This is a genomic window from Gammaproteobacteria bacterium (assembly GCA_035546635.1).
In the GTDB taxonomy this organism is placed as follows: domain Bacteria; phylum Pseudomonadota; class Gammaproteobacteria; order JAURND01; family JAURND01; genus DASZWJ01.
This window is the reverse complement of sequence record DASZWJ010000031.1, coordinates 56,083-71,563: the sequence shown is the minus strand read 5'-3', so window position 1 is coordinate 71,563 and position 15,481 is coordinate 56,083. Positions and strand designations below refer to the sequence as shown.

The following is a 15,481-nucleotide window of genomic DNA, read 5'->3' as shown; positions in this document are numbered from 1 at the left end:
ACAGCCTTATTTGGCCGCCAATGCTAAGTATTCTGTGTTGAGTTGGAGAAAACTACCAACGCAAATGCCGGTAATGATAATGAGAAAAATTCACTAGCAGCAATGGACTTAGGGATATGGTTGCCAGTACCTCCCCAAATACTCTCCGTTGAATCGAGAATTTTTTCCCAATGTAATCCTTTCACAGGTAAATTCACTGTGGTTAATTGCGCGTTAAAATGAAAAACTATGATTAGTTTTTCATGGACGTGTTGTCTTTCTATCCAGATAACCTCTGAATGTTTATCAAAATGAATCTTCAGTTCTTCTTTATTTAAACTGGTTAAGACCGGATGAGATTTTCTTAACTGAATTAATCGTTGATAAAATTGTAAAATCTGTTGATTAGCCTTTTGCTGTTTTAAATCATGATGTAATTTGGCTGCTAAAAAAGTTTTAAGGCTCTGTGGGTCGGGTATTTCTCCTTGCCAAGAAAATTCACGCGCTCGACCTTCTCTGACTGCGTGAATGAGTTTTTCATCTTTAAAATTGGTGAAAAAATAAAATGGTGCGGTTTCAGCGTATTCTTCGCCCATAAATAACAGTGGAATATAAGGAGATAAGATCATTAATCCAGCGGCGAGGCGCAGTTGTTCTGGGGTTAGATTCTGCGCTAAACGATCGCCATGCAAACGATTGCCGATTTGATCGTGATTCTGTGCGAAAACGACCAGGCGTGATGCGGGAATTTTTTTTGAAGAAATGCCATGCGGTTTTTGACGATAGTTTGAATATTGGCCAGAGTAAACAAAGCCTTCGCGATAGGCTTTGATAAAATCAGCAATGTCGCCAAAATCCTGGTAATAGCTGTGTTGTTCTTTGGTTAATAAACTATGCAGTGCATGATGAAAATCATCGTTCCATTGTGCGTCTAGGCCATAGCCGCCTTTCTTGGCAGGTAATAATAAGCGGGTATCGTTGAGATCGCTTTCGGCAATTAAATAGCTAGGTTTTTTATTTTTTTTAGCAAAAGCATGGCTGTGGTCAGCGAGTTCGCGTAAAAACGGATAGGCTGAAGCGTCATAGATCGCATGTAAGGCATCTAGGCGTAAGGCATCGATATGATATTCGCTAAACCAATGCAGGGCGTTTTCAATAAAATAGCGTCGGACGTGATGGTTGTGTGCGGTGTCAAAATTTAGGGCGCTACCCCAGGGGGTGCGATAGTGATCGGTAAAATACGGAGCAAATTCGTTAAAATAGTTTCCCTCGGGACCTAGGTGGTTATAAACCACATCTAAAATGACGGCGATATTTTTTTCATGACAGGCATTGACTAATTCGCGCAATCCATCGGGACCACCGTAAGAATTTTGTACGGCAAATGGGAAGACACCATCGTATCCCCAGTTGTTATAACCTGAAAATTGTGCAACCGGCATGAGTTCTATGGCGGTGATGCCTAATTCATGCAATGAATCTAGATGCGGTATGATTGCGCTGAATGTGCCTTCGGGAGTGTAGGTGCCTACGTGCAGTTCATAAATAATGTATTGATCTAGTGTTGGGCGAGACCAATGACTATCTGTCCAGGGGAAATCTGCATTGACTAGGCATGAAGGGCCGGATACGCCTTGTGGCTGATAACGCGAGGCAGGGTCGGGGCGTTTTTGGTTTTCGGAAAAGCAGTAATGGTATAAAGCACCTGGGCTGAGTTTTGGTACTTGGATGGAAAATACGCCGTGTGGATCGCGTTGCATGGGGTAGTAGTGTGATTTTGCGTTTTGGGTAATTTCTAGTGCCAGGGTTGGATGATAGGGTGCCCATACCTGAAAATGATAGTTATCTTCTGATAGGGGCAATGCGCCTAGGGTTAAATTTAAGTTTGGTTTCATGTGGGTTTCCATTTTTTTTACCTCTTACAGCCATGACTTTTTTCCTTCTCCCACAAGGGGAGAAGGAAAAAAGTCATGGCTGTAAGAGGGAATAAGTCACGGCTGTTCTAGGGAATAAAATTACTCAAAATCCGCAAAGCATCACTTTGCTCTGGCACACGAAATCTTGCCGAAGTTACCTCAGAACCGATTTTTACGGTAAAGGCTTTTTCAGGTAACACCCTAAACATATCTTCATCCGTCACGTCATCACCCATGGCCAAAATCACACTGTAATTTTCCCGCTCAACAAATTGTCTTGCCGCAATGTCTTTACCAATACCGGAACACATTGCCTCAACCACTTTATTCCCAAATAATATGCGTACATCACCTCTGGCACTTAATCTCAGCAAATGATTTGCGAGTTCTTTAGCTAATTGTTTACCTTCTTCAGCATCGGCATTACGATAATGCCAGGCAATAGAAAAATCTTTTCTTTCAATAAATGTCCCCGGTAATTTTCCGACAAATTTTTCAAAAATATTAATGACGTGTGGTTCCCAGGTCTTTAACAAATGCTTGCTTAATCGCCAAGCATTATTTTCTCTGATCCAGACACCGTGCTCAGCGACTAAATCAATATTTAAATCGCCTAGCCATTGTTCTAAGGTTTCTCTATCCCGTCCGCTGACGATCACTACCCGAGAATTCTCATCAGCTGCAATCGAACTTAAGATAGTTAGCAATTCGCTGCTAGGTATTGCTTGTTTAGGGTCTGCGACATAAGGAGTCAACGTGCCGTCATAATCCAGTAATAATAATTTTTTGCCGCTGACTTTATGTTCTTTCATATGTTGTACAATATTTTCGGGTTTGGAAAAATCTCCAGTTAATGCAGTTTGTTTATTTTTAATGAGTTGCAGTTCATTGATAATATTGGAGCCCCAGCGTGTCACATCGCTAGATTCTAACTGCGATTGCATCATGGCAATGCGGCTTTCCTGTTCATCTTCCGGCATTTCCAGTGCTTGCTTGATAGCAGCTGCGATTTCTTCAGTGCAATTGGGATTAATGATAATGGCATCGACTAATTCTTTAGCAGCACCAGCCGCTTCGCTGAGTATGAGCACCCCTTTGCCATCAATACGCGAAGAAACATATTCTTTAGCGATCAGGTTCATACCGTCGCGCAAGGGTGTGACCAAAGCCACATCGCTAATGGCATAGAGTTCAGTGAGTTGCTCTTGGGTGAATGAGCGGTATTGGTAGATGATCGGCATCCATTTGATATCGCCGAATTTACCATTAATGCAGCCGGCTAATTCATCAATGTATTTTTTCATTTTGCGATAATGGCTGACGCCTTCGCGAGATGGGGCAACTAGCAATACCAAGACCACTTTTCTGTGCCATTTTGGGTTTTCTTGTAAAAATTTTTCGTAGGATAAGAGGCGGTTGGGTATGCCCTTGGTATAGTCGAGGCGATCGATGGATAAAATCGTTTTGATCTCTTGGTTAACGCCGAGTAATTGTTGTTTTGTGCTGGCTGTGGTGGCTTGGGCAATTTTTTGAATGTGGTGGTAGTCAACGCCCATGGGATAGGTATTGATGTGAATTAAGCGTTTTTGCGTATTGAAGTAATCCATATGTGGTTCATAGCCCAATAAGCGCCGTACGGATTTTTTAAAATGCTGGCTGTATTCGCAGGTGTGAAAGCCAATTAGATCAGCGCCAAGCATGCCTTGTAATATTTCATTACGACATTTTTTCGGTAAAATCTGAAAAATTTCATAGGATGGAAAAGGAATATGCAGGAAAAAGCCAATGGTTAAATCGGCTATTTTATCGCGTAATAATTGTGGTAGGAGTAGCAGATGATAATCGTGTATCCAGACCGTATCGCCGGGTTTGAGAATGTCTTTAATTTTTTCGCAGAATAATTCGTTGACTTTTTTGTAGGTTGCCCATTGTTCTTCTTCATAGGAATAATAAGAGGTGAAATAATGAAAATTCGGCCACAGGGTTTTGTTGCAAAAACCCTCATTGAATTTTTCCATCATGGTTTCGGTGATAAATATTGGATGGCAGTTGAATCGTTGGAGTTGTTCGCTGACGTTGGCTTCGTCATTGGCTTTGATGGTGGCGCCTGGCCAACCTACCCATAGGTATTCAGAGCCGGCTGCTGTGAAGCTGCGTAGATAGGCATTTAAGCCGGTGGCTAAACCGCCTATGCTTTGTTTGAAGGTGAATGTATCGCCACTTGCCACTGCGGTGACGGGTAGTCGATTGGAAATGATGATAAGTCTCATAATTAAAATCCTTTTTAATTACTGTGAAAAATAATCTACTCACCCCCTTTGAAAAAGGGGGTCGAAGGCCGTAAGGCCTGAGGGGGATTTAAAGAGTTTTGGGTGCTAAATATTGTGTGTTAGTACTCATCAGCTTTTTAAATCCCCCCGTAGGCCTTACGGCCTACGACCCCCTTTTTCAAAGGGGGTGAGTGTTTATTGTGAAAATTTAAAAAAAACAACTCCTAACGGTGGTAAGTTTAAATTTAAAGAAAATGGCCGGAAATGAAACGGCATATCCTCGGTCATAATAAACTCCTGTTTACCATTACCGCTGCCACCGTATTCATTATCATCGCTGTTAGCAATTTGCAGCCATTTGCCGCGAAAAGGCACGCCAATGCGATGGTTTTGCCAACACATGGGCGTTGCATTCAAAATAACTAAAATGACATCCTTGTCAGATGCTTTTCGTAAAAAAGATAAAACACTATGGTCTTTATCACTGCCGTCTATCCATTCAAATCCCTTGGGATCGCAATCTAAACTGTGCAGTGCGGGTTCATTTTTATAGAGATGATTTAATTTTTGTACCCATTTTTGCAATCCTTGATGCGGGGCATAAGCGAGTAAATGCCAATCTAAACTCTGGTTGCAATTCCATTCGTTCCACACACCGATATCATTGCCCATAAAAATAATTTTTTTGCCAGATTGCGCATACATATACCCCAGCAATAAACGCACATTGGCAAATTTATCCCAATCTGTGCCGGGCATTTTACCCAATAAAGAACTTTTACCGTGTACCACTTCATCATGCGATAACGGCAGCATGAAATTCTCAGTAAAGGCATAAATCATTCTGAAAGTCATTTCATTATGATGATAGCTACGATGGATGGCATCATGGGCAAGATAGTTCAAAGTATCATGCATCCAACCCATATCCCATTTCAGACCAAATCCCAGGCCGCCAATATAAGTTGGTTTAGATACACCACCCCAAGCGGTGGATTCTTCGGCAATGGTTTGTACTGCGGGATAATGTTGGTAAATGGCTTGATTTAGGCGCTGTAAAAAATGGATGGCGTCTAAATTTTCTCGGCCGCCATAGGCGTTGGGTAACCATTGTCCGGCTTTGCGTGAGTAATCTAAATAAAGCATGGAAGCGACAGCATCAACACGCAAGCCATCGATATGATATTTATCTAACCAGAATAGGGCGCTGCTGATTAAAAATGCGCGCACCTCATTGCGGCCGTAATTAAAAATGGCGGAAGTCCAATCGGGATGAAAACCTTGGCGCGGGTCAGCATGTTCAAACAGCGAGGTACCGTCAAAGTAAGCTAAGCCATGTTGGTCATAAGGAAAATGTGAAGGCACCCAATCTAAAATCACACCAATCTCATGCTGGTGTAGATAATCGACGAGATACATAAAATCTTCCGGCGTGCCGTAACGTGAAGTCGGTGCGAAATATCCGGTAATTTGATAACCCCAGGAATCATAGAAAGGATGTTCCATCAGTGGCATGAATTCTACGTGCGTATAGCCCATTTTGTTCACATATTCGGCCAGGTAGGGTGCAATTTCGCGATAGGTTAAAAAGCGGTTATTTTCCTCAGGCAAGCGTCGCCATGAGCCTAAATGCAGTTCATAGACTGCCATGGGTTTATCTAATGATTGCGCGCGATGTTGCATCCAATTCGCATCTTGCCATTCATAATTTAAAGCATTCACGATGGAAGCAGTTTTTGGCGGTATTTCATGATAAAAACCAAAGGGGTCGGCCTTTTCAACTTGGTAATTTAGATGATGGGAACGGATAAAATATTTATACACCGTGCCGGTTTTTAATTCGGGAATAAAGCCTTCCCAGATGCCGGAACTTTCTCGGGGTTTGAGGATATGGCTATGTCGATTCCAGCCGTTAAAATCGCCGATAACGGATACTTGTTGGGCATTAGGAGCCCATACGGCGAAATACACACCTGCTTGGCCTTGATAGATGATGGGATGGGCGCCGAGTTTTTCATAGAGTCGAAAGTGGTTGCCTTCATTGAATAGGTAGAGATCATCTGCGGTAATCAGTGAAACGGTATGATTTACCGTTGGCTTAGCTTCGGGTAAGGTTCTTGCTGTTTTGGTTTTTTTCGGTACTTTTGTGAGCGTTCTGGCTTCTGCTATGCTTGATAGCAATCGCGTGATATGACGGTTTTTTTCAAATTCTTCTATAGCGTAACGGTTTTTATGTTGCCAGTTGCGGCTTTTGTCTGCGGGTAAACTGGGAATATTTTGTGGGGTAGTTTCTAGCCATAGATCTTCGAGATTGATGAGCAAATATTGGGCTTTTTCGGCAGCGAGAAAAGTTAATGTGTTGAATACAATTTCTTGAATGGAATTTTGTGAACGGGTGGCAGATGAAGAAATGGTTGTCATTAAAATTTTTAACCGATCTTGTCGTTGCGTTAATTCAGTTTTTTTCGCTGAAGGATCTAATACACCCACTTCAATGCGTTGCTGAATATCCAAGCCTTGTAAGTAAGCGGCAAATGGCGGCATATCGTGGGTATTCAAGCTGGCAATGCAATTTTTGGACATTTTTTTCGTGATGGGATGATTGGAGTCCAGCTCATACTGTAGCACGTACATGGGGTCGATATGATGCGCACGCATCATTTGATTGACGTAACTTGGCACCGTGCCTAAGTTTTCACCAATCAATCCCACTTGATGATGATGCGATTCTAGGCTGAGAATTGCGTATAACTCTTCGGCGGGATAATGTACATAGACGCCTTCGTGAGGTTGGCAGTTTTCTGGAATCCAATATAAGCGGTGTAAGCTCATCACGTGATCGAGGCGTAGCAAATCATGTTGTGGCATGATAGTTTTTAAGCATTGGATAAAGTATTGATAGTGTGATCTACGTATGCTGCTTGGGTGTAATGGCGCGATGCCCCAATTTTGACCTAGGGGAAATCCACCATCGGGCGGGGCGCCTGCGGTGGCGCCTTGGGGAAAATCTTGTTGAAAACGCCAGGTATCATAGCCATGTGGATGCACGCCTAAAGGTGTATCCAAATACAGAAAAGTAGAGATGGCTTTAGCGTGTTTAACTACATTTTCTAATTGTTCTTGGATTTGCCATTGAACGTATAAATGGTAGTGATAATTTTTGTCGTTAACTATGTCAGTAGGTAAATTACCTTGGCGTTGTGCTTCTGACCATTTTATCCAAGGTTGTTTATGCAGCTCGCAAGCGGCGCGGAAAGCGCTGTAATCTTTAGCTTCGGGATGCTTCTTTAAGTAGTTTTCAAAGGCTTCACGACGGCCGGGGGTAGTTGAAAATTTTTGACACATGCGCTCTAACACGTGTCTTTTTAGCGCAATGATTTTTTGGTATTCCACCCATTGGCTGGCGTTTAATGCTTTGACTGCATCGGGAAGAATTTCTCCCTCGAATTCTGGGATAGCGGTGATATCAAGGAAGAGTTCATTCCAGAATAAGCGGCTCACTGGAGAGTAGGGGCTGAATTCGCAAGGTTCATCTAAAAATGCAGCATGTAAAGGGGTGGTGGAAACAAATTTGCCGCGTTGTTGCGCAGTCCATGAAATTAGTTTTTTAAAATCGGTCAGATCACCGCAGCCTATGCTGTGTTGTGAATGTAGCGCGTATATTGGGGTAAATAGGCCAAAACTTTTTGCAATAGGTTGGGTAGGATGGCGGTAAGCTTGTAACGGTGCAGAGACTATGAGTGTTTCGAATAGATTTTTTCGGGTTTGTATTAATAATCGATGATACCCGCAGGGTAGGGTGTGGGTTATTGCAAAAGTTTTGAGCAGATAATCGCTACCATCAAAGGTTGAGCTATTGATGACAGGTAGTGTAGACAGATCGATATCCCAGGAGGTTTCTGCACCATCTTCATAAATCAAGCGACATTGTATCGTGTGATGCGCTTCTTGCTGTGTGAGGCGTAAGGGGACGGCGGTGAGTGTGCCATCCCAGGCGACGAGTACGGGTTGGACTTTTTGCTGATTGTTGGTTTGGTAAAACTCATGTAAAGCATTGGCTAAATCATGCTCGGTTTCAACGGGGACGCGTAAGGATTTTAAGACATTGAATAGGCTGTGGTTGGATGCGGTTTTTCTTGCGCGAAATACGTCATAGTAGGCGGTTTGTACGCCGTAGCAATTGGCGAGTTCGTGTAGTATTCTGGTTTGTGATTTATTCATGTTATGCGCTCAATCACTCCCCAAGCAAATCCAAAATTCCGTAGCACGGAATATTTACCAATTCCGGCCGATTATTCAGCTCATACCCCACTTCATAAATCGCCCGTTCCAGCAAGGAGGAGCGTAATAATTTGAATAAAGCCGTATGATTAGATGGCAGTAATTGACTTGTCGCCATTTCCTCAAAATACCCCTTGAGAAATAGATGACAAACCCAGCGATACCAATATTCCCCCCATTGCCTTAAAGTCTCTTGGTATTCTTGTGGTTGATTTTTAGCTTTATCAGCCACCACCATGCAAACTGCATAATGAAACGACCTTAACATGCCGGCCACGTCGCGTAGGGGTGAACGTTTAATTTTGCGTTCACTCAATGGTCGATCCGGTTCGCCTTCAAAATCGATAATAATAAATTCATTATCGTTATAAAGTAGCTGACCCAGATGGTAGTCGCCATGAATACGAATTTTTCCACCATCGAATTTACCGTATAAAATTTCTTGCGCGATATTAAATATGGCCTCTTGGCTTTTAAGCAGGTGTGTTGCGCCTGTTTCAGATTCGGGATTTTTTCGTGCCCATCGATTTAGGAGATCAAAGATTTTTTTACAGGAACTTTGTACCGATTGAAACAAAGCTTTTTGATCGAAGCTCGTATAAGCTTCGGGTTTAAAATCAGCTTCTTTGGCTTCTGAGCCGAGTGCTAAATGCATTTCAGCGGTGAGTTTGCCAATAAGCTGAGCTGAATGGGCATAAGTACCGAGTAAATAATGTACGGTGTCTGGTATTTCAGTCTGCGTATGATAAAAAGGATTGACAGGCAAGGGGATAGATTCTCCCGCGTTGTGCTGTGCTAAGGCTTGTTCAAAAAATAAAACTAATGCATCTAAGGTAAACTTCCAGGCATTATCTTGATGTGGAATATACTCTTGAATATGCGCCAGCGTCATGATTTTATGATCTTTCTGATATTGTAAAACAGAAATTAGACGTGGAATATGTTTGAAATTATTTTTCTCAGTTAAAAACTGGCCAATTTCTACATCAGGGTTGACCCCACGCTCCAGGCGGCGAAATAGTTTTAAAATACAGATATTGTTAAAAGACACAGAAGTGTTGGTTTGTTCCGCTCGTAAAGGTTTTATCGCAGATAAATCAAATTTGTTAGCGAACACCTGCTTATATTTGGCGGCAGGTGTGGCAAACATTTTTCCATGGTGGCCTTTATATTGTTTGTTCTTGGAGCTGAGCGTTAAAATTCTTCTGGTAACCTCCGGTATAAATAAGGCATCGACTAATAATTCTTGTCGGTTATTTTCTTTTTCAAGTATGGCAATAATTGCTTGTGGATATTCGCGTAGGTTTTCTGCATCTTCTGGCGCAATGGTGGTGATGGGCAGTAAATAATGTTCATCTTCCGCCTCTTTATATTCCACTAGAATAAATAGCAAATAAGTGGAAAAAGGTTTGTTCATCAGCATCACGTAATCGGTAATTTTAACACAGTTGATTTTTTCAGTTTTAGATTTGAACCAACGGCAACTATAGAGATAACGGGGAATTTTAGTTTCTAACGTAGAAATATCGCTGGGACTTAGTAATTCTGTCCAACTTTTTTTGATTTTAATTTGTGGCGGTTCATAATGACTTGTTGCTAGTCGTTGCCCATTCGTAGGTTTGCTGATTTTAAAATAAAAGAAATTGTGTGCGCTTAAGCTTAAGATATAAGGGTCATTGGAGATGGGCGGAAATTCGGTTTCGCCAAACAGTTCGATGGGCACTTGCTCGGCATAGTTAGATAAATCCAGTTGTGCATATTGCACGGAGCGTGACAGATTACCAATGACGAGAATATGTTCGTCGTTATAAATGCGCAGAAAAGCAAATATTTTGCGATTTTCCTGTGTTAAAAATTGAATGCTGCCGCGACTGAAGGCTTGGTATTGCTTGCGTAATTCTATGAGGCGCTTCATCCACCAGAGGAGTGACTGTAGGTTTTTGCGTTGTAATTCCACATTAATAATCGCGTAATTGTATTCGGGATCAATGATGACGGGTAAAAATAATTGCTGCGGTGTGGCATTAGAAAATCCGGCGTTGCGATCTAAACTCCATTGCATGGGCGTTCTGACGCCGTTACGATCACCGAGATAAATGTTATCGCCCATGCCGATTTCATCGCCGTAATAGATGACCGGTGTGCCGGGTAAGGCAAACAGTAATCCGTTCATCAGTTCAATTTTTTTTCGGTCATTTTTCATTAAGGGCGCAAGACGTCTGCGAATCCCTAAGTTGATGCGCATTTGCGGATCTTCACCGTAAATACGGTACATGTAGTCGCGTTCTTCTTCGGTTACCATTTCTAAGGTGAGTTCATCATGGTTGCGTAAAAAAGATGCCCATTGACAATTGTCCGGTATGGCTGGTGTTTGTTGCAAAATATCGACGAGTGGGAAACTGTCTTCGCGGTGAATGGCGATATACATGCGTGGCATCATGGGGAAATGGAAGGCCATTTGGCATTCATCGTCTTTGCCGAAATACGCGACGGCATCTTCGGGCCATTGGTTGGCTTCTGCCAACAGAAAGCGGTTTTTATAGCGTTGGTCTATGTACTTGCGGATTTTTTTTAAGAAGGCATGGGTTTCAGGTAAATTTTCACAGCTGGTACCTTCGCGTTTATATAAATACGGAACGGCATCTAAACGTAAGCCGTCGACGCCGAGTTTGAGCCAGAAATCAATGACTTTGCAGACCGCACGTTGCGTTTCAGGATTATCGTAATTTAGGTCAGGCTGGTGGGCATAGAAGCGATGCCAGTAATAGGCATTGGCAACGGGGTCCCAAGTCCAATTGGAGTTTTCAAAATCTTTGAAGATAATGCGAGCTTCCTTAAAGCGATCAGTGGTGTCGCTCCAGATGTAATAGTTGCGCCAGCGACTGCCAGGTTTGGCGGTTCTGGATTTTTGAAACCAAGGGTGTTCGCTGGAGGTGTGGTTTAACACCAATTCGGTCATGACACGCATGCCGCGTCGGTGGGCTTCACGCAGGAACTGTTTGAAATCGCTTAAGCTGCCGTAAGAGGGATTGACGTTGAAAAAATCTTGGATATCATAGCCGTCGTCTTTTAATGGCGAGGGATAAAATGGCAGAATCCAGATTAGGGTGACACCTAAAAATTGCAGGTAATCGAGTTTTTGAATTAGACCTGTAAAATCACCGATGCCGTCGGCATTGCTGTCGTGGAAACTGCGTACATGTGCTTGGTAGATGATCGCATCTTTGTACCAGGTGGCATCCGTTTCTTCGTGTTGGGTAACCATATTTCGTCCTTGATTTACAGTTATTGGGTTTTTGAGTTTGTTGTCAGTACATTTTAAAATTTTCCTTAATTGTTGCTTAACCTTCAACCTCTTACTTCACCCCCTTTGAAAAAGGGGGTCGAAGGCCGCAAGGCCTGAGGGGGGATTTAAAGAGGCGATTGGTGCCACTATTGTTTAAAGTGGCACCAATCGCCTCTTTAAATCCCCCCTAACCCCCCTTTTTCAAAGGGGGAGGGAATATGTAAAACATGAGCCGGCATCTTATCAGGATTCAGCTCGACATAATTGCGTTTGTTACTCCACTGGTAAGTGGCATCGACTAACAAGTCGTGTACTACAAAAGTGTGCGGTAATTTCTCGGTGATTTCGTAAGACAAATCAACCCAACCCGATTGGATAAATTCATTATCCAGGTTAACTATCACCACAATCAAATCATTAGAAGCCGCACAATATTTGCTATAACAAATTATTTTCGGATTATCGATAGCATGAAACTGTAAACTCCGCATATTTTGTAAAGCCGGATGCGCATGGCGGATGTGATTGACCTTGCTAATAATATGCTTAATGCTGGCTGGGTGATTTAAATCCCAAGCTTTAATTTCATATTTTTCCGAATCTAAATATTCTTCACTGCCAGGTTTGACAGCTTCATTAATACAAAGCTCAAAGGCCGGACCATAAATGCCGTAATTCGTGCCTAAGGTCGCCGCCAGAATAAAGCGCGTGATAAAAGCGGCACGTCCCCCAGTTTGCAATGTGGCATGTAAAATATCCGGCGTATTCGGCCAGAAATTACCACGGAAAAAATCCACTACCGGATAAGTCGTCAATTCAGTAAAGTAGGCAATTAACTCTTCTTTCGTATTGCGCCAAGTAAAATAAGTATATGATTGACTGAATCCCAGCTTGGCCAGATGGTACATCAAGGTCGGGCGGGTAAAAGCCTCAGCCAAAAATATCACATCAGGGTGCAGCGTTTTTATTTCCGCAATTAACCACTGCCAGAAAATAAACGGCTTGGTATGTGGATTGTCAACGCGAAATATTTTGACGCCTGCATTAATCCAAAATAATAAAATGTCTCGACATTCTATCCATAACTCTGCCCAGGCTTCTGATTGAAAATACAGTGGATAGATATCTTCATATTTTTTCGGCGGATTTTCCGCATATTGTAAGCTGCCATCGACCCGTTGCTTAAACCATTGTGGATGTTCTTTTAAATACGGGTGGTCAGGGCTGCATTGCAAGGCAAAATCCAGCGCCAGTTCCATGCCATGTTCATGAATGGCTTTTATTAGCTTACGGAAATCTTCACGGTTCCCTAGTAGCGGATGGATCTCCCTATGTCCGCCTGTTTCATCGCCAATTGCCCAGGGGCTGCCCGGATCAGTGGTGGTGGCATTGAGATTATTATTTTTGCCTTTGCGTTTATTGTCGCCTATTGGATGGATGGGAGGGAAATAGATTACATCAAAGCCAAGTGCCTTTATGTAGGCTAATCGCTTAATGACATCATTCAATGTGCCATGTTGGTGTGGGGTAGGGGAACAGGAGCGGGGAAATAGCTCATACCAGGCGCCAAAGTTAGCAAGAGCGCGGTCTACACTAATTTTTAATTCATGTGCATAGCGGGTGATAAAGGCAGGTCGGGCATAGCGTGCGACTAGCCTTGATAATTCTGGGTCAAAGGCTATTGCAGCGGAAGCTTGGTCGAGTGTGTTGGCATAGGTGAGTAAGTGTTTTTGGTCAGTTTTTTCTGCGTGTTGGGCGGCTCTTGTAATCAGTTCTCTGCCGCTTAGAAAATCTAAAGGGGTCTGCTGGTCTGCATCTAGCTTTTTTTTGAGGTTGTATTGCCAAGTGAGGAATTCATCGACGAAGGCGCTTAGGGTATAAACATAATTGCCGATTTTTTCTACTGAAAAGCTAGCTTGCCAGAGGTCATTGCCTAGGGGTTGAAAAGGCTGTTCTTGCCAGGTGGACTCTGATTCATGCCGGAATAGTAAGCGGGCGCTTAATTGGTCATGGCCGTCGGCGAATATATTTGCGGTGACGGTGACTTGTTCACCAATGCACCTTTTGATGGGGAAGGCGCCGCATTCTATTTCTGGTTTGACGTTGTTAATGACAACACGCTGGTGGCCAGGGATGCTTTTTAGCAGGGTTTTTATGAGGTTTGACAATGTAAGTTCCTTTTACATACGCTTTTCTGGCATTTAACCTCTCCCCCAAGGGGAGAGGTTAAATTGTCGGAAATTGCTAGTTAATATCATTATCTATTATCCCCCAACATAACGCAAACCCCGACTCCATTGTCTATACTGTTCATATGAAAAATACCGAAAATTTTAAAAAAAACCCTAATTCACAAGAGCTTATAGAGCAATGTGCCGAGCACGCCCGTGAATTATTAAGCAGAAATCTCACACCCTATGGTATTGCCGCAGCCAGCGTTAAAGCTGAGGATGATAAGCGTCATTACCATTGCGTGTTTGGCCGTGATGCGGCTATCGCTGCTTTTGGGATGGTAGTGTCGGGTGATACCCATCTGATTAAAGGGGCTTGTACGGCGCTCAGAACGTTGGGAGAGCATCAGGCAGCTAATGGGCAGATTCCCAAATACGTTGACCCGGAGAAAAAAGAGGGGGATTTTTGGTATTTAGGCTGCATTGATGCCACTTTATGGTGGTTATTAGCCCTGGATTTTGTCTCACGCCATACGGGGATTAATATGAATGCCGAGCTGGCTGAAAAATCCGCTAAAGCAATTCAGTGGTTACAATGCCAGGAGCACCCGCGCTTACACCTGCTGCAGCAAAATGAGGCCAGTGATTGGGCAGATATTATGCCGCGCTCGGGGTTTGTGCTGTACACCAATACCTTGTGGTATGAAGTGAAGCGTTGTTATAAATTACCGAATTTGCGCGAAACCCGCTTTCATTTTAATCATTTATTTCGACCGTTTGTGCGTGATCTGCCGGAATATAGACGTTTACGTTTGTTAATGCACTATACACGCAAGAATACGACTTTTAGCAATTTATATTTAAGTTTTGTGAATTTTTCGTTTTTTGGTGATGAGGGGGATGTGTTTGGCAATTTGCTGGGTATTTTATTTGGTATACCCGATCATTCTGTGGCCACGCAGATGTTGTATTCCCTCAAACAAATGCGGGTGGATGCGCCGATGCCGGTCAGAGTCACGGTGCGACCGATTGGTTTAAGCGATCCATTATGGCGTCTGTATATGGCGCGGCATAAACAAAATCGCGAGTATTGCTACCATAATGGCGGAATATGGCCATTTGTCGGTGCATTTTGGGTCATGACGTTGGCGGCTATGGGGCAGAAGAAAGAAGCATTAGAAGCGATGACGGCATTGGCGGCAACCAATCAGATCAATGGTTGGGAGTTTAATGAATGGTTTAAGGGTGATACGGGTGAGCCGCGGGGTATGGAAGGGCAGTCGTGGAATGCTTCGATGTTTTTGTTGGCGCATTATGCGTTGAAGCATAAGGTGTTTTGAAGAGAAGAGTTTTCCGCAACGCTTAAACCTGTATAATAGAATGACGCAAGATAAAAATGATAGCAGGTTAAGCCATGTCACTAGAAGAAATCCCAACGGATGCTAATCGAATCCCCGCAGAAAAATCTCAAGTAAATCAAACACCTACCCGTCGCCCTTTCAAATTCATTGAATATTATTTTCAGAGTTTGCTGCAGATTATCATGCGGCGTAGATTTTAGGCTGTCGGTTATTATTT

The 15,481-nt window shown here is 43.0% G+C and carries 7 protein-coding genes and 1 pseudogene; 2 read left to right on the top strand and 6 right to left on the bottom strand.

The features are described from left to right. Positions 1-23: 23 nt before the first annotated feature. The 6 genes and pseudogenes from treZ to VHE99_08740 all read right to left on the bottom strand — a co-directional run bounded on the left by treZ (position 24) and on the right by VHE99_08740 (position 13,900). Positions 24-1,874 carry a malto-oligosyltrehalose trehalohydrolase gene (gene treZ / locus VHE99_08765; GenBank protein ID HVV69103.1) on the bottom strand — a complete coding sequence of 617 codons (1,851 nt, stop codon included), beginning with the start codon at positions 1,872-1,874 and terminating at the stop codon, positions 24-26. A 107-nt stretch (positions 1,875-1,981) separates the two neighbouring features. Next, positions 1,982-4,165: a bifunctional alpha,alpha-trehalose-phosphate synthase (UDP-forming)/trehalose-phosphatase gene (locus tag VHE99_08760; protein ID HVV69102.1), complete on the bottom strand. Its 2,184-nt coding sequence runs from the start codon at positions 4,163-4,165 to the stop codon at positions 1,982-1,984. 195 nt (positions 4,166-4,360) lie between these two features. After that, positions 4,361-6,238 (bottom strand): 1,4-alpha-glucan branching protein GlgB, encoded by a 1,878-nt coding sequence (glgB, locus tag VHE99_08755; protein ID HVV69101.1) that lies wholly within the window; start codon positions 6,236-6,238, stop codon positions 4,361-4,363. A 108-nt stretch (positions 6,239-6,346) separates the two neighbouring features. Then, positions 6,347-8,386: pseudogene (malQ, locus tag VHE99_08750) on the bottom strand (4-alpha-glucanotransferase). Between the two features lie 13 nt (positions 8,387-8,399). Then, positions 8,400-11,711: a maltose alpha-D-glucosyltransferase gene (gene treS, locus VHE99_08745; protein HVV69100.1), complete on the bottom strand. Its 3,312-nt coding sequence runs from the start codon at positions 11,709-11,711 to the stop codon at positions 8,400-8,402. Positions 11,712-11,908: 197 nt separating this feature from the next. Next, complete coding sequence (locus VHE99_08740; protein HVV69099.1) at positions 11,909-13,900, bottom strand: alpha-1,4-glucan--maltose-1-phosphate maltosyltransferase; 1,992 nt, start codon at positions 13,898-13,900, stop codon at positions 11,909-11,911. Positions 13,901-14,046: 146 nt separating this feature from the next. Between VHE99_08740 and VHE99_08735 the strand changes: the two genes are divergently transcribed. After that, positions 14,047-15,243 (top strand): glycoside hydrolase 100 family protein, encoded by a 1,197-nt coding sequence (locus tag VHE99_08735; protein HVV69098.1) that lies wholly within the window; start codon positions 14,047-14,049, stop codon positions 15,241-15,243. Between the two features lie 74 nt (positions 15,244-15,317). Continuing rightward, a complete protein-coding gene (locus tag VHE99_08730) occupies positions 15,318-15,464 on the top strand; it encodes a hypothetical protein (GenBank protein HVV69097.1) in 147 nt (48 codons plus the stop codon). Positions 15,465-15,481: the final 17 nt, after the last annotated feature.